The sequence below is a fragment of the Deltaproteobacteria bacterium genome, assembly GCA_020848745.1.
Taxonomy (GTDB): domain Bacteria; phylum Desulfobacterota; class Binatia; order UTPRO1; family UTPRO1; genus UTPRO1.
Map to the genome: position 1 here is coordinate 1 of JADLHM010000013.1, position 20,147 is coordinate 20,147.

General features: G+C 70.3%; 18 protein-coding genes. 4 read left to right on the forward strand and 14 right to left on the reverse strand.

Translation table 11 applies throughout. From position 1 onward, the window contains the following. From carB to pyrR, 5 genes are all read right to left on the reverse strand, one after another. The coding region (carB, locus tag IT293_01740) for a carbamoyl-phosphate synthase large subunit (GenBank protein MCC6763359.1) at positions 1-1,064 on the reverse strand (1,064 nt) is incomplete at its 3' end. A gap of 1 nt (position 1,065) precedes the next feature. Beyond that, positions 1,066-2,226: a glutamine-hydrolyzing carbamoyl-phosphate synthase small subunit gene (carA, locus tag IT293_01745; GenBank protein MCC6763360.1), complete on the reverse strand. Its 1,161-nt coding sequence runs from the start codon at positions 2,224-2,226 to the stop codon at positions 1,066-1,068. Continuing rightward, on the reverse strand, positions 2,223-3,518 hold the full coding sequence (locus tag IT293_01750; protein ID MCC6763361.1) for a dihydroorotase: 1,296 nt from the start codon (positions 3,516-3,518) through the stop codon (positions 2,223-2,225). Before IT293_01750 ends, carA begins: the two co-directional genes overlap by 4 nt. Beyond that, a complete protein-coding gene (locus tag IT293_01755) occupies positions 3,518-5,449 on the reverse strand; it encodes an aspartate carbamoyltransferase catalytic subunit (protein ID MCC6763362.1) in 1,932 nt (643 codons plus the stop codon). Before IT293_01755 ends, IT293_01750 begins: the two co-directional genes overlap by 1 nt. Before the next feature lie 10 nt (positions 5,450-5,459). Then, positions 5,460-5,993: a bifunctional pyr operon transcriptional regulator/uracil phosphoribosyltransferase PyrR gene (pyrR, locus tag IT293_01760; protein ID MCC6763363.1), complete on the reverse strand. Its 534-nt coding sequence runs from the start codon at positions 5,991-5,993 to the stop codon at positions 5,460-5,462. Between the two features lie 222 nt (positions 5,994-6,215). Between pyrR and IT293_01765 the strand changes: the two genes are divergently transcribed. Further along, complete coding sequence (locus IT293_01765) at positions 6,216-6,635, forward strand: hypothetical protein (GenBank protein ID MCC6763364.1); 420 nt, start codon at positions 6,216-6,218, stop codon at positions 6,633-6,635. Between the two features lie 305 nt (positions 6,636-6,940). Here IT293_01765 and IT293_01770 read toward each other — a convergent pair whose 3' ends face one another. Further along, the gene (locus IT293_01770; GenBank protein MCC6763365.1) at positions 6,941-7,606 is read right to left on the reverse strand and encodes a hypothetical protein; all 666 of its coding nucleotides are present in this window, start codon (positions 7,604-7,606) and stop codon (positions 6,941-6,943) included. Between the two features lie 123 nt (positions 7,607-7,729). On the opposite strand from IT293_01770, the gene IT293_01775 reads away from it, so the two are divergent. After that, a complete protein-coding gene (locus tag IT293_01775) occupies positions 7,730-8,887 on the forward strand; it encodes a DTW domain-containing protein (GenBank protein MCC6763366.1) in 1,158 nt (385 codons plus the stop codon). 59 nt (positions 8,888-8,946) lie between these two features. Here the strand turns inward: IT293_01775 and IT293_01780 are convergent, their stop codons facing one another. Next, positions 8,947-10,476 (reverse strand): winged helix-turn-helix domain-containing protein, encoded by a 1,530-nt coding sequence (locus tag IT293_01780; protein ID MCC6763367.1) that lies wholly within the window; start codon positions 10,474-10,476, stop codon positions 8,947-8,949. A 147-nt stretch (positions 10,477-10,623) separates the two neighbouring features. Here IT293_01780 and IT293_01785 point away from each other — a divergent pair, with 147 nt between their 5' ends. Then, positions 10,624-10,848, forward strand: coding sequence for a tautomerase family protein (locus IT293_01785; GenBank protein MCC6763368.1), 225 nt, complete (start codon positions 10,624-10,626; stop codon positions 10,846-10,848). A gap of 112 nt (positions 10,849-10,960) precedes the next feature. Here the strand turns inward: IT293_01785 and IT293_01790 are convergent, their stop codons facing one another. After that, positions 10,961-11,824, reverse strand: coding sequence for a c-type cytochrome (locus IT293_01790; protein MCC6763369.1), 864 nt, complete (start codon positions 11,822-11,824; stop codon positions 10,961-10,963). 166 nt (positions 11,825-11,990) lie between these two features. Here IT293_01790 and IT293_01795 point away from each other — a divergent pair, with 166 nt between their 5' ends. Then, complete coding sequence (locus IT293_01795) at positions 11,991-14,006, forward strand: cytochrome b/b6 domain-containing protein (GenBank protein ID MCC6763370.1); 2,016 nt, start codon at positions 11,991-11,993, stop codon at positions 14,004-14,006. 18 nt (positions 14,007-14,024) lie between these two features. On the opposite strand, the gene lpxC is transcribed toward IT293_01795, so the two are convergent. The 6 genes from lpxC to ruvC all read right to left on the reverse strand — a co-directional run bounded on the left by lpxC (position 14,025) and on the right by ruvC (position 20,077). Then, positions 14,025-15,317: a UDP-3-O-[3-hydroxymyristoyl] N-acetylglucosamine deacetylase gene (lpxC, locus tag IT293_01800; protein MCC6763371.1), complete on the reverse strand. Its 1,293-nt coding sequence runs from the start codon at positions 15,315-15,317 to the stop codon at positions 14,025-14,027. After that, positions 15,296-17,635 (reverse strand): PAS domain-containing protein, encoded by a 2,340-nt coding sequence (locus tag IT293_01805; GenBank protein MCC6763372.1) that lies wholly within the window; start codon positions 17,633-17,635, stop codon positions 15,296-15,298. The genes lpxC and IT293_01805 overlap by 22 nt, the downstream gene beginning before the upstream one ends. 19 nt (positions 17,636-17,654) lie before the next feature. Then, the gene (locus IT293_01810; protein ID MCC6763373.1) at positions 17,655-17,867 is read right to left on the reverse strand and encodes a DUF2905 domain-containing protein; all 213 of its coding nucleotides are present in this window, start codon (positions 17,865-17,867) and stop codon (positions 17,655-17,657) included. A 100-nt stretch (positions 17,868-17,967) separates the two neighbouring features. Further along, positions 17,968-18,990 (reverse strand): Holliday junction branch migration DNA helicase RuvB, encoded by a 1,023-nt coding sequence (ruvB, locus tag IT293_01815; protein MCC6763374.1) that lies wholly within the window; start codon positions 18,988-18,990, stop codon positions 17,968-17,970. Beyond that, positions 18,987-19,586 (reverse strand): Holliday junction branch migration protein RuvA, encoded by a 600-nt coding sequence (gene ruvA / locus IT293_01820; GenBank protein ID MCC6763375.1) that lies wholly within the window; start codon positions 19,584-19,586, stop codon positions 18,987-18,989. The genes ruvB and ruvA overlap by 4 nt, the downstream gene beginning before the upstream one ends. Continuing rightward, the gene (gene ruvC / locus IT293_01825) at positions 19,583-20,077 is read right to left on the reverse strand and encodes a crossover junction endodeoxyribonuclease RuvC (GenBank protein ID MCC6763376.1); all 495 of its coding nucleotides are present in this window, start codon (positions 20,075-20,077) and stop codon (positions 19,583-19,585) included. The genes ruvA and ruvC overlap by 4 nt, the downstream gene beginning before the upstream one ends. Between the last annotated feature and the right edge of the window lie 70 nt (positions 20,078-20,147).

The window sequence follows — 20,147 nt, forward strand, 5'->3', positions numbered from 1 at the left end:
ACGACGTAGTCGATCGTCGGCTCGAAGCAGGCCGGCGTCTCGCGCGTGATGTCGTTCTTGATCTCGTCGAGCGTGTAGCCGACCGCGAGCTTGGCGGCGATCTTCGCGATCGGGAAGCCGGTGGCCTTGGAAGCGAGTGCCGAGCTCCGCGAGACGCGGGGGTTCATCTCGATGACGACGAGGCGCCCGGTCCCGGGGTGAACGCCGAACTGGATGTTGGAGCCGCCGGTATCGACGCCGATCTCGCGGATGATGCGGATCGCCGCGTTCCGCATCAGCTGGTACTCCTTGTCGGTGAGCGTCTGCGCCGGCGCCACCGTGATCGAGTCGCCGGTGTGCACGCCCATCGGGTCGAAGTTCTCGATCGAGCAGACGATGACGACATTGTCCTTGCCATCGCGCATCACCTCGAGCTCGAACTCCTTCCAGCCCGCGATCGATTCCTCGATCAGCAGCTCGTGGGTCGGCGAGGCGGCGAGGCCGCTCTCGACGATGGCGCGGAACTCCTCCGGCGTCGCCGCGACGCCGCCGCCCGTGCCGCCGAGGGTCCGCGACGGCCGGATGATCAAGGGCAGCGGGATCTCGGCGCGAATCGCCTCCGCCTCGGCGACGCTGCAGGCGTAGCCGCTCCGCGGCAGGTCGAGGCCGATCTTCTGCATCGCCGCCTTGAAGAGGTTGCGGTCCTCCGCCTTCTTGATCGCCGGCAGCTTCGCGCCGATCAGCTCGACACCGTACCTGTCGAGGACGCCGGCCTCCGCGACCTCGATCGCGAGGTTCAACCCGGTCTGCCCTCCGATCGTCGGCAGGATCGCCTGCGGCCGCTCGATCGCGATGATCTGCTCCAACACCTCCGCGGTCATCGGCTCGATGTAGGTGCGATCGGCGAACTCCGGATCGGTCATGATCGTCGCCGGGTTCGAGTTCACGAGCACGACGCGGTAGCCCTCCTCGCGAAGCGCCTTGCACGCCTGGACGCCGGAGTAGTCGAACTCGCACGCCTGGCCGATGACGATCGGGCCCGAGCCGATCAGGAGAATGGTCTGGAGGTCGCTTCGTTTCGGCACGTCAGCCTTTCTTCGTCCGCTCGATGAGATCCACGAAGCGCCGGAAGAGATAGCCCGAATCGTGCGGACCGGGCGAGGCTTCCGGATGGTATTGCACGGAGAAGAGCGGCTCTCTGGTGTGCGTGAGGCCCTCGACGGTGCGATCGTTCAAGTTGAGGTGGGTGAGCGTCGCCTTCCCCGCGAGCGCGTCGACGTCGACCGCGAATCCGTGGTTCTGCGACGTGATCTCGACCTTGCCGGTGGTCGTGTCCATCACCGGGTGGTTGGCGCCGTGGTGTCCGAACTTGAGCTTGTAGGTGCGGCCACCGAGCGCGAGCGCGAGGATCTGGTGGCCGAGACAGATGCCGAAGATCGGCACCTTGCCGACGAGCGCGGCGACGTTCTCGCGCGCGTACGGCACCGCGTCGGGGTCGCCGGGACCGTTCGAGAGGAAGACGCCGTCCGGCTTCTGCGCCAGCACGTCGGCGGCCGACGTCGCCGCCGGCACGACGCGCACGCGACAGCCGGCGCTCACGAGGTTGCGCAGGATGTTGTACTTGATGCCGTAGTCGTAGGCGACGACGAGCGGCCCGTCGGATCGCGGCGCGCCGCCCGTTCCTTCGAGCTGCCAGAGCGGCTCGCGCCAGTCGTAGGCAGCCTCGCAGGTGACCTCGCGCACGAGGTCGCGGCCGACCATCCCGGGCCGCTCCTTCGCGCGCGCGACGAGACGATCCGCGTCGAGGTCGACGGTGGAGATGATGGCTTCCTGCGCGCCGTGCGTCCGCAGATGGCGGACGAGCGCGCGCGTGTCGATGCAGGCGATGCCGACGATGCCGTGCGCCCTCATGTAGTCGCCGAGGCTCTGCTCGGCGCGCCAGTTGCTCGCGGGCTCCCAGTACTCCTTCACGATGAAGCCCTTCAGGAAGGGCTTCATCGCCTCGACGTCCTCGCCGTTCACGCCGACGTTGCCGATCTCCGGATACGTCATCGCGACCAGCTGCTCGTGGTACGACGGATCGGTCAGGATCTCCTGGTAGCCGGTCATGGCGGTGTTGAAGACGACCTCACCGCCGACCTCACCGCCGGCGCCGAACGCGCGCCCGCGAAACACCGTCCCGTCCGCGAGCGCGAGCAGCGCGGGCCGATCGCCCCGGTCCCCGCTGCACGGTAGTGAGCTGCTCATCGCGCGAACCTCCCCCCGAGATGATGGTCGATGACGCGCCCCGCGAGACAGACCGCGACCGCGCGTCCGCGTACGGCGCGGCCCGCGAACGGCGTGTTGCGGCTCCGGGAGCGGAAGGCCGTCGGGTCAATCGTCCAGCGCGCCTCCGGGTCGATCACCGTCACGTCGGCGACCGCGCCGGGCGCGAGCGTCCCGGCGTCGATGCCGAGCGCGCGCGCGGGACCGATCGTGAGGGCGCGGATCGCGATCGCCACGGTGAGCACGCCCGCGTACACCAGCTCGAGCACGAGCGGGAGCGTCGTCTCGAGGCCGACGATGCCGAACGGAGCCTCGGCCATCCCGCGCGCCTTCTCGTCGGCGTGATGGGGCGCGTGATCGGACGCGATCACGTCGAGGGTGCCGTCGGCGAGGGCCGCGCGCACGGCGGCCACGTCCTCGTGGGCGCGGAGCGGCGGATTCATCTTCGCGAGCGCGCCGTGCACCGCGACGGCCTCCGCGTCGAGCGTGAAGTGGTGCGGCGTCGCCTCCGCCGTGACGCGCGTCCCGGCCGCCCGCGCCGCGCGGACGATCGCGACCGCGGCCGCGGTGCTGAGGTGCGCGACGTGCAGATGGCCGCCGGTTTCCGCGGCGAGCGCGCAGTCGCGCTTCACCATCTCGCTCTCGGCGGCGGACGTCATGCCCGGGAGGCCGAGGCGCTCCGCGACGGGTCCGGCATGCATCACGCCGCCGCACGCGAGGGTGCGGTCCTCCGCGTGCGCGATCACCGCGGCATCCACGCGGCGTCCCGCCGCGAGCGCGGCGCGCATGATCTCCGGCCGCGCGATCGGCACGCCGTCGTCGGAGAACGCGACCGCGCCGGCGGCACGGAGGGCCGCGAAGTCGGTCAAGGTCTCGCCCGCGAGCCCCTTCGTCACCGCGGCGATCGGCAGCACGCGCGCGAGCCCGGCTTCGGCGGCGCGCGCGATCATCCAGCGCGTGATCTCGGGATCGTCGTTCACGGGGCTCGTGTTGGCCATCGCCGCGACGGTCGTGAAGCCTCCCGCGACCGCCGCGGTCACCCCCGTCGCGATCGTCTCCTTGTGCTCGCCGCCCGGCTCACGGAGATGGACGTGCATGTCGACGAGGCCGGGAGTCACCCAGAGCCCGGCCGCATCGATCGACGCGCGCGCCCGCGGAACGTCGCCGGGGGCGACGACGTCCGCCACGCGGCCCGCGTCGACGAGCACGTGCGCGATACGATCGACGTCGCGCGCCGGGTCCAGCACGCGACCGTTGCGGATCACCAGATCGATCACGCCGCGGCCTTCGGGTCGACGTACGAGTAGATGACGACGCGATCGCGGTGCTCGCGATCGAGCTCGCGCAGCCGCACCCGCACCCGCTCGTGGGGCGCGGTCGGGAGGTGCTTGCCGACGTACGTCGGCTTGATCGGCAGCTGGCGGTGCCCGCGGTCGATCAGCACCGCGAGGCGCGCCGAGAGCGGCCGCCCGGCCCGCCAGACGCACGAGAGCGCGTCCTTCGCCGTCCAGCCGCTGTTGATCACGTCGTCGACGATCACGACGTGGCGATTCGCGATCGTGACGTTCGACCCCTCCGTCGCCGGCGTACCGGGCCAGCGCGGGATCACGTCGCCGCCGCCCTGCACATCGAGAACGCCGAGGTCGACGGCGGCGCCGCGGAGCGCGTGGATGCGCTCGACGATGCGATGCGCGAGGAAGGCGCCCGCCATGCGAACTCCGACGATCACCAGATCTTTGAGCTCGCGGGTGTCACGCAGGATCGCATCGGTGAGCTCGGCGATCGCGCGCTCGATCTCCTGCGCCGTCATGATCGATTTCTGCGGACCGAGCTTGTACGACTTGTACGCGGCTTCCTCGGCCTGCTTCACCGTGTCGAAGATCACGAGCGCGTCGTCACGGAGCCACGCGTCGAGGTAGCCGTACATGGGCTCTTCGTAGACGTGGAAGTGCTTCGATTTACGGTTGCCGATCACCTGGATGCGCGTCTCGTGGTCGCAATAGAGGCACACGAGGTGGGCGCGTCCGACGCGCTCGCGGTGGAAGCGAAAACGGCGCTCGGACTGCACCGGCTCGCGCCGCGTAATGCAATTGGGGTTGGCGCAGCGGGGCCCGATGCGCATCGCGCCACGCTCGGCGCGCGCCGCCGGCACCGCGACCTCGCGGCCGACCCGCTCCGCGAGAACCATCTCGACGAGCGCCATCCGCACGGGCACGCCCGAAGCGGCCTGTCGGAAGTAGAGCGCGCGCGGGTCGCGATCGAGCGCCGAGGAGATCTCGCCCGTCCGCGGCAGCGGGTGCATCAGCACCGTATGCCGCATCGCCGGATCCTGGAACGTGTCGGTGTCGATGCGCAGGTACTCGACGCCGTCGTCGGTCGTGTCGTCGCGGCGCTCGCGCTGCGGACGCGTCATGTAGAGCGCGTCGAGCGTGATCGGCTCGGCTTCCGCGAGGCGCTCCTCGAGATCGAATTCCGTGTCGGTGAACAAGGTCAGTTGGTGCGGGCGGGCCGGCGCCAGATAGAGCGCGTTTACGTCGCGCGCGAGCGCCTTCAAGTCGCCCGGTCGGGCGACCGTCGGCCGGTAGCCGTACTCCTCCGCGACCTTTTGCAGCAACCAGTCGGGAAACTCCATCCCGCGGGCCGGAATGATGACGATGTTCGCCTTGAAGCGCGCGAGGGCGCGGACGAGCGAATGGGCCGTCCGGCCGCGCTTCAGGTCGCCGCCGATCGCGACCGTGATGCCGCGAAGCGTACCCTTGGCGCGCTTCAACGTGTAGAGATCGCAGAGCGTTTGCGTCGGGTGCTCGTGGCTGCCGTCCCCCGCGTTGATGAGCGGCACGTCGGCGTGCTCGGCCGCGACGCGCGCCGCCCCATCCCAGAAGTGCCGCAGCACCAGAACGTCGGCGTAGCTGGAGACGACCTTGGCGGTGTCAGCCAGGGTCTCGCCCTTCGACGCCGAAGAGCTCTTCATGTCGGAGGCGCCGATGACCGCGCCGCCGAGCCGCCACATCGCCGCCTCGAACGAGAGGCGCGTCCGCGTGCTCGGTTCGTAGAAGAGCGTCGCCATGATGCGACCGGCGGCGCTCTTCGGGATCTGGCCGGCGTCGCGCGTCTCCAGCGCCGCCTCCATCTCCTCCGTGCGGCGCAGGATGCTGTCGATTTCCTCGTCGGAGAGATCGGCGATCGCCAGAACGTGTCGACTCATGGGAGCGCCCTCATACGAGCGCGACCTCGTCGCGGCCGTCGAGCTCGCGGACCCGTACGTGCACGCGGCGGGCCTCGGTGTCGGGAACGTTCTGGCCTACGAAGTCGGCCCGGATGGGGACCTCGCGGTTGCCGCGGTCGACGAGGACGGCGACCTGGATCGCGTGCGGACGTCCGAGGCCGCCGAGCACGTCGAGGGCGACCCGTACCGTGCGGCCCGTCGAGAGCACGTCGTCCACCAGGACGACGACGGCGTCGTCGATCGAGAACGCGACGTCGGTCTCCGGTCCCTCGATGCGATCGCGCGGCTCCTCGACGTCGTCGCGGTAGGGCGTGATGTCGATCGCGCCGACCGGCACGATGCGCCCCGCGAGCTCCTCGATCTTCCGCGCGATCCGATGCGCGAGCTGGACGCCGCGCGACCGCACCCCGACCAGGACGAGCTGCTCGACGGCGCGGTCGCGTTCGAGGATCTGGTGCGCGAGGCGCGAGACAGCGCGGCCGATGGCGGTGCCATCGAGGAGGATCGCGGGCACGTCGGTCACTCGGCCGCCGTCCGAAGCGCCGTTGCCGACACGAAAAAGCCCTCCCGACCGGAGCCGGGAGGGCTTTCGAACGAGTAAAAACGGAACGTGGAGAGGATCACCGGACCGACCTTTCCTGACCTCGGAGGGTCAGATTAAAAGGTACGTGGATTTCGTACGCCCGACCGTGAACCAAGTCAAGCTTCGACCACGTGCCTGCGCGTTCTACGGCGTCCGCATGCCATGACACCTGAGAACACGACGCGCAAAGCCGCGCCGACTCTCGCCGAGACGCGCCTGGACCACTGGCTCTGGGCCGCACGCTTCTTCAAGACTCGCGGTCTCGCCTCCGAGGCGGTCGCGGGCGGACTCGTCCACCTGAACGGCGTGCGCACCAAGCCCGCGAAACCCGTGCGCGTCGGCGACACCATCGAGGTCCAGCGCGGGGAGCTCGTGACGGCGGCCGTCGTCCGCGGCCTGTCCGAGCAGCGCCGGCCGGCCCCCGAAGCCGCCCTCCTCTACGAGGAGACGCCGGCGAGCGTGAGCGCTCGGACCGAGCACCTGGCGCGCCGGCGGGAGGCGGCTGCCGGACGCTTCGAGCGGCTCGGGCGCCCGACCAAGCAGGACCGCCGCGAGAGCATTCGCCTCCGGCGGGGCCGCTGACCCGGGGAATCCCTAGGGAACCTAGCAGGGGGCTGCCCTCGCGCCAGGTGTGAGCGTCGCTGCGCTCCGCTCATTGCTCTTCTCCTCGAGACTCTATTTGAATCAAACCATACGGATACGTGTCAGCGGGATTGATGGACGCGAGCGAAGCGAGCGTCCGACAACGCGCACCTGGCAGCCCCCGCAGGTTGCTCAAAAAGGGTCAGCTGCAAGGCGCGAGGGAGCGAACGCGGAGGCGTAGCGGAGCTACGCCACACAAGTGAGCGACCGAGCAACGCGGCAGATGGCCCTTTTTCAGCAACCTGCTAGGGGCCGAACCAGGCCCCGTGGAACCAGCGCAGGAGGAAGGTCGTCCCGAGCGCACCGAGTACGACGGCGGGTCCGAGCTCGCGAATGCCCTGCCAGGTCGCCGAGCCGGTGAACGGTAGAAACGGCGTTTCGCGGTAGAACGCCGCGAATTCCACGGGACCGGTCGCGAGCTTCCGCTCGTCCTGATGACGGCAGCCGATCAAGACAAAGAGGGGGAACCCGCCGAAGAAGGCGACGTCGGCCGCGTTCCCGTTCGGGACCATGTGCAGGAGCCCGAAGAGGCCGAACCCCATCAGGAGCGGGTGGCGCGTGAGCCGTTGGGCGCCGCGCGGGCGCGGATCGCCGGGCACGATCGCCGCCGGGCTCGGCCGGAAAAGGCCAGCCACGATCAGGATATAGGCGACCAGCATGGCGGCGTAGAGCAGCCATCGCAGCACCGGTCCGAGCGGGATCGACCACAGCAGCGGCCCGGCGTGCTTGTTGGTGAAGTAGATCCACACGAGCGGCACGAAGAAGAGGAAGGCCACGATCGAGTAGAGCCCGAGGAACGGACCCGTGCCGATGCGGGAAACCAGGCGCGCCCGGACGCGCACGCTCGAAAGGCCCAAGTGGGAGGCTGCAAACCCGATCCAGAGCAACACGATCGCGAGAGTCGCCGACACGGGGTCCTCCTTTCGTCGTGCGGCGGGCCCGCCGCACGGTTGGCGGCGCGATACTGACCAAGACGCGGGGCTACGGCAACGGACGCCGCGGGCGAAACTCAGGGCCAGCTGCTATGAGGCCCCGTGCTCGCGTACCGCCCGACCTGCCACCGCTGCCTCCGGCCGGCCTCGCATTGCTATTGCGCCCACCTGACCCCGATCACGAGCCGGACCCGCGTCGTGTTCCTCCAGCACCCCCGCGAGTACCGCATGCCGATCGGCACCGCGCGCATGACGAACCTCGGCCTCATGAACTCCGAGCTGCACGTCGGCGCCGACCTCGACCGCCACCCCCGGGTGCGGGCGCTCACCGACGACCCCCGCGGCGCCGCGCTGCTCTTCCCCGGAGAGGATGCCGTCGAGCCCTGGACGCTCCCCGACGGACCACCGACGACCCTGGTCGTCCTCGACGGTACGTGGATCCAGGCGCGGAAGATGCTCGCGCGGAGTCGACGCCTGCAGCGCCTGCCCCGCGTCGCATTCACCCCGCCGCGCCCCGGACTGTACCGCATCCGCCGCGAGCCCGCCGCGCACTGTCTCGCCACCGTCGAAGCGGTCGTCCAGGTGCTCGGCCGGCTGGAGAATGATCCGGACCGCTTCGTGCCGCTGTTGCGGGCCTTCGACCAGATGGTCGAGCAGCAGCTGCGCTACAAGACTACGCGGCCGAACCCCTACTTCCACGCCCCCCGGCCGCGCCTGCCGGATCGGGAGCGTGTTCGCGCGATGCTCGCCAGGGACCGAGGGCGCGTGGTCCTCGTGCACGGCGAGGCGAACGCCCACGCCATGGCGGCGCGCGTCCCGGGCGATCCCGAGCTGCTGCAACTCGTCGCCGAGCGGTACGCCACCGGCGAGCGCTACGAAGCCCTGCTGGCGCCGCGCCGGCCGCTCGCACCCTCGGTACCGGGCCATCTCGAGCTACCGGCCCACCGCTTCGTCGACGCCGAGCACGTGCGCGCCGCGCTCGACCGCTTCGCGAGCTTCCTTCGCCCGGGCGACCGGCTCGCGTCCTGGGGCCGCTTCACGCTCGACCTCCTCGCGGCCGAGGGTATTCCCGCCCCGGAGGCGATCAATCTCCGGGACGTGGCCGCACGCGCGCTCGAGCGAAGCCCGCGGGGTCCGGAGCAGGCGGCCGCCGACCTCGCCGGGAAAGACCCGCCGCGACGGACGTGGACCGACGGACGCGCCGGCCGTCGCGTCGCGGCGCTCGCGACGATCGTCGCGCGAGTGCTCCGCGAGCCCTGACGGGTCGCGACGGGCGCCCGCGCCAGTCGCGCGGGCCGGCCGCGCGCCGCGCGATCGCGTCACAGCCCGCAGGCCGCGAGGGCCTTCGCGATCCGGGTGCGGGCGCGGTCGTCGGCGAACGGGAAAGAGCGGAAGAAATCGCCGGCGGTGAACGCGTCCCTCCGCGCGCGCACGTTCGCCGCCCACGCAGCCGCGCGCGCGCGGTCCCCGGCGAGCGCGTGCGCGGCGACGGCGACCACGGCGATCAGCACGTGCGCGCCCGGCGAGCGCGCCGCGCGCTCGGCCCAGTCGGCCGCGGCGGCGTGCTCGTCCGCAACGACGTGCGCGAGCGCCCGCGTCGCGGCCATCGCGTAGTACAGCGGGTCGAGCGGGCTCAGCGCCATCGCGGCGTCCGCATCGGCCCGCCCCGCCGCACCCCGACCCGAGAGGGCATGCGTCCAGGCTCGCGCGTAGATCCCCTGGGCGTAGCTCGGGCTGAGGGCCGTCGCGCGCTCGAGCCACGCGAGGCTCGTGTCGAGGTCGCCGACCAGCCAGAAGCTTCTCCCCATGGTGAGGTTCGCGAACGGGTCGAGCGGGTCGAGCGCGACGCTCCGCTCGGCCGCGTCGCGCGCCGCCTGCGCCTCTGCGGCGGCGTCCCCCGTGTACCCGAGGAAGGCGTTCTGGAAGTGCACGAACGAGCGGCCGGCGTGCGCCCGCGCGAACCGCGGGTCGGCGGCGGCGGCACGCGCGAAGAGCTCGCCCGCGGTCGCGTTGTCGGCGCGATGGAAGCGGAACATGTGCTGCAGGCCGAGGTGATAGGCCGCCCAGGCATCGAGCGACTCTGGCGCGGCGATGCGCGCCGCCTGCGCCTCGTGCATGGGGATCTGCAGGTCGAGCGCCGTCACGACGCGGACGGCGATCGACGCCCGCGTCTCGTGGACGTCCTCCAGCCTCGTCGCGCTGCGATCCGCCCAGACGACGCCGCCGTCACGCGCGTCGAGCAGCTCCACCGTGACGACGACCGAGCGTCCCGCCACCTCCACCGCACCCGACAGGCAATAGCGCGCGCCGAGCGCCTGGCCGACCTCGCGCGGATCGACCACCGCACCCCGGAAGCGGAAGGTCGACCCGCGCGCGATCACGAAGAGCCAGCGCAGGCGGGAAAGCTCGGCGATCAGCTCGTCGGGAAGCGCATCCGCCACGGTCGCCGACCGCTCGTCGCCGCCGATCACGCGGAAGGGCAGCACCGCGATCGACGGCCGCGCCGCGTCGGCCGCGACGACGTCGCGCAGCTCGGCGGCGACGACCCGCACCTCGGCGACGAGGCGAAAACCGCGGCCGTGCACGGTGCGAATGAGCCGCTGCGCCTTGCCGTCGTCGCCGAGCGCCCGCCGCGCCGACTTCACCCGGCTGTCGAGCGCCGAATCGGAGACGACACGTCCGTCCCAGACCTTCTCGATGATCTCGTCGCGCGAGACCATCCGGTCGCGATTGTCGGCGAGGAGGTGCAGAAGGCCGAAGACCTGGGGCTCGACGGCGACCACCTCGCCGTCGCGGCGGAGCTCGCCGGCCGCGGCATCGAGCTCGAAGCCCGCGAACACGTACTTCATCGCCGGCCACGATAGCGAATCACCGCCACGGCTCCTAGAAATCTCCCGGAATTCTCCAGGCGGTCTCCCAGCATCGCGAACGCGGAATCCGTACGAGGACGAGCACGGAGCCGGATCGACCGGCCCCGACACGAAAGGAGAGTCACCATGCCGCTCGTCACCATCGATCTGATCGAAGACGTGTTTACCCCGACCCAGAAGCAGGAGCTCATCGAGAAGGTCACGGAGGCCATGATCGCCGTCGAGGGCGAAGCGCTCCGGCCGGTCACCTGGGTCCGCATCAACGAGGTCGCCCAGGGCGACTGGGCGATCGGCGGCAAATGCCTGCGCGCCGCCGACGTACGGGCCCTCAAGGCGGGAAAGGCAGCGTAACCCCCGCGCTTTCGGTCGTCACGACGCCCCCTGATCAGCAGGGGGCCACGAAACGACCGCGTGGCGGGAGGGAAGACGCGCGACGGGCAGCACAGCGCCGCCCGTCGCGGTCTCAATGCTGCCGCTGCTTCAGGAAGTCGACGATCGCGTTCGCCGCCGTCTCGGAGACCTCGTGTCGCAGGTGCGGCATGCGAGGCTTCTTTTCCTTCAGCATGTGCCAGACGCGATCGGTGACGTAGGCCTGGTCGTGCGCCTCGAAGTACGCGGCGTCGAACCTGGCGGTCGGCTGCGGCTGGCCCGGAACCGCGACGACGTCGCCGCGACCGGCATCACCGTGGCAGTTGACGCAGTAGCGCGCGTAGACCTCGTATCCGCGCGACAGGATCTTCACGTACGCGCCGACGGCCGCGGCGTCCTTCGTCGTGAGCTTCAGTGGCGGCGCATGCCGCTCGCCGACGAGCGCTCGGAGCCGGTCGTCGCTCAGATCGCGCTGGAACTCCGGATCCGAGAGGTCGTGTGAGGCCACCTTGTCGTTTCCGCCCGCCTGCAGCGGCGGCTTGCCGTAGATCCCATGGCACGAGGCGCACCGGTCGGCGTACACGTCGTGTCCGGGCTCGACCAGCGCCCAGTCGATCGTCGGCAGACGCCTGAGATGCGCTGCGACGACCTCGACGTCTCCCTCCCGCGCCTTCAGGGCCGCGGGGTCGAGGGCGAGGTCGAGCGAGCTCCCGCGCCGCACACGACGCGCGAGCTCGGCATTGGAGTACTTCGCGAGAAACCCGCTGCGCAAATCACGTGGCGGCTCCGGGAAGATGACGGCATCGGGACCGTCGCCCCGGCCGTGCAGGCCGTGGCATCGGGCGCAGTCGCGGTGGAAGAACCGCGCTCCGTTGCTCGTGTCGGCGTGCGCCGCCACGGCGAAGGCCCACACCACGACCATCACGAGCGCCCTCACGACTCGGGCGGCCCATGCCATCGATCGCCGAGAGGACGACATAGCCGTCGTTCTATACCTCCAGGCTGGAGAAACACCATCGCGATCGGCCCTCGCGATGGAGCAGATTTCCGGGCCGGACCTTTGCCGACGCGAAGCGGACGTGCAACGGTTGACGCCTCGCGGGCGGATGCAAGATTGTGTCACCATGCCCGCCGCGGTTCGCCGCACTCCCGGGTCGCTCGCCCCCGTGGTCATCGCCTGGCTCTTCGCGGCCGTCCTCGCGTTCCCCGGCAGCGTCGACAGCGCACCGGATCCCGGGCGCGGTCGAGCCGCCGACGAGAACGCGGCCGCGCCGGAGCCCGAAGAACAGGATTGCCTCTCGTGCCACAAGACCGTTGAAGAAGTCGACGACGTCGATCTCGTCGTCGACGAGTCGACGTGGCTCCGGACCGTCCACGGCGCCGCCCACGTAGCGTGCCTCGATTGCCACGCCGACGCCGACGGCGATCCGCATACCGGGGTGAAGGCGGTCACACGCTGCCGCGATTGCCACGCGAAGTCCGTCGATCGCGTGCGCGCGAGCGTCCACACCGAGACCAACGGACCCATTCCGGCGAAGAAACACCCGCGGTGCAGCTCGTGCCACGGAAAGATCCACGCGATGGCGGCCGCGACCGATCCGGCGTCGCCGGTACACCCCAAGCACCTGCCCGAGACGTGCGGCAAGTGTCACGCGGATCCGGGGCTCGCGGCCGAAGCCGGCGTGAAGCTCGTGCAGCCGATCGCGGCCTACAACGCGAGCGTCCACGCGAACGCCGTCGCCGCCGGAAAAGACGCCGCCACGTGCAGCTCCTGCCATGGCACCCACGCGATCCGTCGGAGCAGCGACGCTGACTCGCCGACGAATCGGAAGAACGTGCCGACCACGTGCGGCGCGTGCCATGCCGAGATCGCCGCCGCCTTCGCGACCAGCGTACACGGTCAAGCGGCCGCCGTCGGCATCCGCGAAGCGCCGGTGTGCACGGACTGCCACGGCGAGCACCGGATCCTCGGTCCCAGCGACCGGGGCTCGCCGGTATTCGCCAGCAGCGTGCCCAAGATGACGTGCGGGCGGTGCCACGGCGACGTGCGGTTGACCGAGAAGTTCAACCTCAAAGCAACGGCCGTAACGGCCTTCGAGGACAGCTTCCACGGACTCGCGGGCCGCGCCGGCAACCGCTCGGTCGCCAACTGCGCCTCGTGTCACGGCGTCCACGACATCCTGCAGTCGACGAATCCCCGTTCGCACGTCCACCCGGACAACCTGCCAGCGACGTGCGGCTCCTGTCACCAGGGGGCCGGAACGAGATTCGCGCTCGGCCCCGTGCACGTCACGAGCAGCGATCCCGGCACGACCCATCCCGTCGTCCACTGGGTTCGCCTCGCATACCTCTGGATCATTGGGCTCTCGATCGGCGGCATGGTGCTCCACAACGTACTCGACTTGCGCCGCAAGGCGCTGCTCCCGACGCCGCGGCCGGTGATTCCGGTCGCCGCGCGACGGCGGCGGATGTCGCGCGGCTTCCGGATCGCGCATGCGCTGCTGTTCGGCAGCTTCTTCATCCTCGTGGCAACGGGCTTCGCGCTCACGTATCCGGAGGCATGGTGGGCGACGCCGCTGCTCGCGCTGGAGCACCGATTCGCGTTCCGGGGGTGGCTACACCGCGGCGCGGCGATCGTGCTGCTCGTCAGCGCTGCATTCCACGTGGCGCACCTCGTCGCCGACCCGCGGGCTCGCACCACCATCCGCCGCATGCGGCCGACGCTGCACGATCTCCGAGAGCTGCGTGAACGGATCGCCTGGTTCTTCGGCAGGAGGCCGATGCCGCGATCACCGGAGATCGGCTACGTCGAGAAGGTGGAGTATCTCGCCGTCGTTTGGGGCACGATCATCATGGCAGCAACCGGATTCGTGCTCTGGTTCTCGACGTGGTCCCTCGCGCATCTCCCCAAGTGGGTGACGGACGTCGCGACCACCATCCACTTCTACGAGGCCGTTCTCGCAACGCTGGCGATCCTCGTCTGGCACTTCTACTTCGTGTTCTTCGACCCGGTCGTCTATCCGATGGACAGTGCCTGGCTCACCGGCCGCGAAGCGCCCGGACGGACGCTCGAGCGGACGGCGACTCCCGCCGACGAGCCGGCGGCCGCCGCGCCGGTCGCGGACGAGCCGGGCGCCTGATCCGTCATCCGACGCGCCCTACTGCAGCTCGAAGCGCTCGCGCAGGAGCTTCAGCAGCGCGACGTTGTCGCTGTGGCCCGTCCTGTGGGCCGTGACGAAGCCGCGCAGCGGCCGGCCGAGCAGATAGAAATCCCCCATGATGTCGAGGATCTTGTGGCGCGCGAACTCGTCGGGGAAGCGCAGCGGCGTGTTCACGATGCCGTTCTCGCCGATCAGGATACAGTTGTTGAGGCGTCCCCCGCTCGCGAGCCCCATCTTCTCGAGCGTCTCGATCTCGCGGAGGAATCCGAAGGTGCGCGCGGGCGCGATCTCGGCCTTGAAGCGTTCGCTGTCGGTGAACTGGAAGACGTGCTCCTGGCGCCCGACCGGCTGCGGATAGTCGAGAACGTAGCGCACCCCGAAGACGTCGGCGGGCTCGATACAGAGGTATTCGCCGCCGCCGTCGCGGTCGCCGATCTCGTAGCGGCGGTCGATGACGATCTCGTCGACGTAGCCGCCCTGCTCCTCGACCCCCGCGCTCTCGATGAGCCCGCAGAACTCCGCGGCCGAGCCGTCGAGGATCGGGATCTCGGCCTGCATCTTCACGAGCAGGTTCGTGATGCGGTAGCCGTGGAGCGCCGCCAGCAGGTGCTCGACGGTCTTCGCGACGATGCCGTTGTGGTAGAGCGTCGTCGCGTAGCCCGTCGAGTCGACGTACTCGATGCGGGCCGGGATCGTCGCCGCGTTCGAGATGTTGCCGAAGACGATGCCGCTGCCCGGCGGCAACGGCTGCAGGATGAGGCCGGTGCGGACACCGGAGTGCAGCCCCTGTCCGTTCACGACCACGCTGCGCTGGATCGTGCGCTGGGTCCACGGCCACGGACGTGCGAGCAGGCGCCGCTCGAGCGCGACCGCGCCCGCCTCGTCGGCGGCGACCGCCTCTCCGTCGACGCTGCCGGCGATCGGCCGCGCCTCGAGCGCGCGGCCGACGACGTGCAGGAGCCCGTCGAGCGAGAACGGCTTCTCGATGAAATCGAAGGCGCCGAGCTTCGTCGCCGTGACGGCGGTCTCGATGTTGCCGTGGCCGGAGATCACGATGACGGGCGTCGACGGATGGGACTCGCGAATGTGTCGGAGGAGCTCGATGCCGTCCATGCCGGGCATCCAGATGTCGAGGATCACGAGACGCGGATGCTCACGCGCGATGAGCTCGAGCGCGCCGCCGCCGTCCTCCGCCTCCAGCACACGGTAGCCCTCGTCGGCGAGCACGCCGCGGACGCTGCTCCGGATCCCCGTCTCGTCGTCCACGATCAGTATGGTCTTGTCCACGATTCCTCCTCGTGCAGGACGATCGGCTCGAGCGGCCCTTTCACGGGCAGCTCGACCACGAACCGACTCCCGCGCGGCTCGTTGTCCTTCACCCGCACGAAGCCCTGATGGTCCGCGACGATCGTCGATACGATGGCGAGACCGAGCCCGGTCCCGCCTTGCTTGGTGGAAAAGTACGGCTCGAAGAGCCGGCCGCGCTCCTCGGGCTTGATGCCGATGCCGGTATCCGCGACCTCGAGCGCGACGATGCCGTGCGCGCGGTGGAGGCGCGTGCGCACCTCGATGCGAGGCGGGGTGCCATTGGCGCGCGGGGCGCCGTCGCAAGCCGCGACGGCGTTGTCGAGCATGTTGATGAGCGCACGCTTGATGCCCTCGCGGTCGAGCGGCAGCCGCGGCAGGCTCGGGTCCGGGTCGAAGACGAACTCGATGTGGCGATGGCCCTCGCGGAAGAGCACCATTGCCTCCTCGACGAGCGCGTTCAGATCCTCGGGCGTGTGCTCGCCGGCGGGCAGGCGCGCGAAGGTCGCGAACTCGTTCACCAGCGTCTTCAGCTCCTCGACCTGCCTGACGATGGTCCGGGTGCACTCCTCGAAGAGCGTGCCGTCCTCCTTCAAGCGCTCGGCGTAGCGCTTGTGGAGCCGCTGCGCCGAGAGCTGAATCGGCGTGAGCGGGTTCTTGATCTCGTGCGCGATGCGGCGCGCGACCTCACGCCACGCCTCCATGCGCTGCACCTTCACGATCTCGGTGACATCCTCGCAGAAGAGGAGCGCGCCGAGCGCCTGGCCAGCGGAGTCGCGGAGCATGGTGGCGGTGAGGACGAGCGTGAGCATGCGACCCCCCGCGAGGACCTTCATCTGTCGCTCGACGCGCCCGCCGACCGCCGCGAGCGACACGCCCGCGCGCAGCTCGGCGAGCGTTTCGCGCGCCGGCGCCAGGTCGGAGCGCGCGAACACGGCCATGTAGTCGCGGCCGATCATGGTCGCGCGGTCGATCACGAACAGACGCGCCGCGGCTTCGTTGAGGGTCGTGACGCGGCCGTCCGGATCGACGGCGACGACGCCGGCCGTGAGCTCGGCGAGGATGGTCTCCATGCTGCGGCGGCGCTGCTCGAGCTCCAGGTTGCTGCGCTCGAGATCGGCGGTCATCCGGTTGAACGACGCGACCAGCGTGCCGAACTCGTCGTCGGGCGCCACCTGCGTCGCGTCCCCGAGCCCGATGCGGTACTGCCAGTTGCCCTGCGCGACTTCGCGCGTGCCCTCGGCGAGCTTCTGGATCGGCACCGTGATGCCTTTGGCGAGATAGAAGCCCATCCAGGTCGCGCAGAAGATCACGAGCAACGTCACCAGCACGAGCGTCACCACGTAGTTGCTGGTGATCGGCTGCTTCAGGATCTTGAGCTGCCGGTACTCCTGGAACGAGCGCGCGATGTCGGCGCTCTGCGTGGCGACGCTCTTCGGTACGAAGTGCTCGACGACGACCGCGCCCTCGACGCCGCCCGGTCCCGGGATCGGCACGGCGGCGCGGATCACGTCGCCCCGCCCGATCGACTGGATGCGGGTCTCGGCCCGACCTTCGAGCGCGGCCGTGAGAAGCGGCGCCGAAGGCGGCAACGCCGACTCGCCCGGCACCTCGTCGGCGCGCGCCATCGCGCGGACGTCGCGGTCGATCCCGAAGACCTGGACCGTCCCGACGTGATACTCGCGCTGCTTGTCGGCGACGAACTCCTGCAGCCGCTCGGCGCCGCCCGGCTTGAGGAGCCCGTCCTCCCGCACCCGGCCCGCGAGCTGCCGCGCGTGCACGAGCGCGTTCTCGGAAGCGTTCCGATAGTACGCCTGCGCCACCTCGAGCGAGCCCGAAAGCGAATTCTCGACCTGGACGTTGAACCAGTTCTCGATCGAGCTCGTCATGAAACCGAGCGCGACCAGGAAGATCAGGATCGCGGGGAAGATCGAGACCGCGACGAACGCCAGCACGAGCCGCGTGCGAAGATGCGAGCCGAGCATCCGGCGCCGGCGCTCGAACACGAGCTTCAGGAGATTCCGCGCCACCAGAAAGACCAGCAGCACGAGCAGGATGATGTTGAGGTTGATGAGGAGGAAGAAGATGACGTTGTTGCTCAACGAGCTGCCGTTCGAGAACTGCGGAAGCCGCGTCTCGAAGAACGCGAACAGCAGGACGGCCAGCGCGGCCGACAGGATGATGAGCCCCTCGCGCCGCCGCTGGCGCTCGGCCGGCGCCTCGACGGAAGTCGGCGGCTCGCCCGTGGCGTGCTGGCCGCTCGAGACCCGCGAGGCATGTCGGTCGGTGGTCGGGTGGCTCATGGCATCGGCGTCCGGACGGTCAGCGCCGGAAAAGGTACGAAAGCAGCGACAGCAGGAGGCTCAGGAGGAGACACGTCGCGAGCGGCACGTAGACCGTGAGCCCACCCGAACGGAGGGTGAAGTCGCCGGGGAGCTTCCCGAGCCAGGGAATCCGGGGCGAGAACGACACGACGAGCCCCGCGACGACGAGCACGAGCCCGAACAGGATGAGTGTGCGTCCCAAACCTCCCATGGCTTGGACCGGCAAGGGGCGGATTCTAGAGCCGCTCCGGGGCCTTGTCTACCCAGACACGCTGCGTCATTTTCGTTGCCTGTTCGCCTCCGGGGGCGGCTCAGAAGAGCCGCGCCTGCGCCGCCCTCTCCGGCTCCGTCCGACCAAAATGACCGAAAGCTCGCGCGGTTACGACCCGACCCTTGGGCGTCCTGGCGAGGAACCCCTCTTTGATGAGGTAGGGCTCGTAGACGTCCTCGATCGTGTCGCGTTCCTCGCCGACCGCCGCCGCGAGCGTATCGAGGCCAACGGGTCCGCCGCTGAACTTGTCGATGATCGCGAGCAGGATCGCGCGGTCCATCTTGTCGAAGCCCCGCCCATCCACCTCGAGGAGCGTGAGCGCGTCGGCCGCGACCTCCCCGGTGATCTCCCCACCCGCGCGCACCTCCGCGTAGTCGCGAACCCGCTTCAGGAGCCGATTCGCGATGCGCGGCGTGCCGCGCGACCGGCGAGCGATCTCGCCCGCGCCGCCGCCGTCGAGGGGCACCTTCAGGATCGCGGCCGAGCGCCGCAGGATCCGGCCGAGGTCGTCCTCGTCGTAGAACTCGAGCCGGAAGTGCGCCCCGAAGCGGTCGCGCAAGGGCGACGTCAGGAGGCCCGTCCGCGTCGTCGCCCCGACCAGCGTGAAGGGCTTGAGCTCGAGCTTCAGCGTCCGCGCCGACGGTCCCTGGCCGACGATGATGTCGAGCTGGAAGTCCTCCATCGCCGGGTACAGCACCTCCTCGACGACGCGGTTCAAGCGGTGGATCTCGTCGATGAAGAGGACGTCGCCGCGCTCGAGGTTCGTGAGGATCGCCGCCACATCGCCGGGGCGTTCGAGCACCGGTCCGGACGTGCAGCGGACCTGCACCCCCATCTCCTTCGCGATGATGTATGCGAGCGATGTCTTGCCAAGCCCGGGCGGGCCGGCGAGGAGGACGTGGTCGAGCACGTCGCCGCGCGCCCGCGCCGCCTCGATCGCGACGCCGAGGTTGTTCTTCACCGCCGCTTGCCCGACGTACTCCGCGAACCCCGTCGGACGGAGCGACACGTCGAGCCCGGCCTCTTCGTCCAACGTCACGGGATCGACGACGCGTTCGTTCATGTGGCCAACCTCCGCAGGGCTTCCCGGATGAGGTCGGCAAGCGCGCGGGTACCGGCCTCCTCGGCCCGGGCGACCGCACGCTCCGCCTCGTGCTGCTTGTACCCCAGGTTCACGAGCGCGGACACCGCCTCGGCGGCGTCGCCGCCGACCCGCGTCGCCGGCGCGCCGGCCGACGCCGCGCGGCTCCGCTGCAGGACCTTCACCTTCTCGCGGAGCTGGAGGACCATGAGGTCCGCCTTCTTCCTGCCGATGCCGGGCACCGCGACGAGCCGGCGCACGTTGCCCTCGGCGATGGCGTTCTCGAGGTCCGGCGTGTCCATGCCCGACAGCACCGCGAGCGCGGCCTTCGGCCCGATCGTCGCGACCTGCAAGAGCAGGAGGAAGAGCGCGCGCTCGGCCGCCTCGAGGAACCCGTAGAGCTGGAGCGCGTCCTCGCGCACGTGCGTATGGACGTAGACGTCGACCTCGGCGCCCGGATTCGGCAGCCGGTAGAACGCGTTCAACGACACGAACAGCTGGTAGCCGACGCCGCCGGCATCGACGACGATCTGCTCGGGCGCCTTCTCGAGCAGCCGGCCGCGGAGGCGGGCGATCACCGTACGCCCACCCTGGCGAGCGCCGTCGCGAGATGCGCCGAGTGCACATGGCAGAGCGCGATCGCGAGCGCGTCCGCCGCATCGGGTCCGAGCCGGTCGGCGACGCCGAGCTCGCGCGCGATCGCGCGCTGCACCTGGTCCTTCTCGGCGCGACCGCTTCCGGTGACGGCGAGCTTCACCGTCGCGGGCGGATACTGCGCAACGTCGATCCCGGCCGCCGCCGCTACCAGCATCGCGACCCCGCGCACCTCGCCGAGGCGAAAGGCGCTTTGCACGTTCCGCCCGACGAAGTTGCGCTCGAGGACGACGACGTCGGGCCGCCACGCCCGGCAGAGGTCGGTGAGCGCGCCATGGATCGCGGCGAGCTTCGCTGCCGGCGTCACGCGCGGCGACGGCGCGACGGAGCCGTGCGCGAGGTGCGCGACGCGCCCCGCACGCCGCTCGATCACGCCCCATCCGGTGACGGCCGTGCCGGGATCGACGCCGAGCACCCGCATCGACGTCTCCGCTCGACTCTCCCCTCCCCTCGCCATGCCCCCTCCACCTCGCCGATCGGCCCGC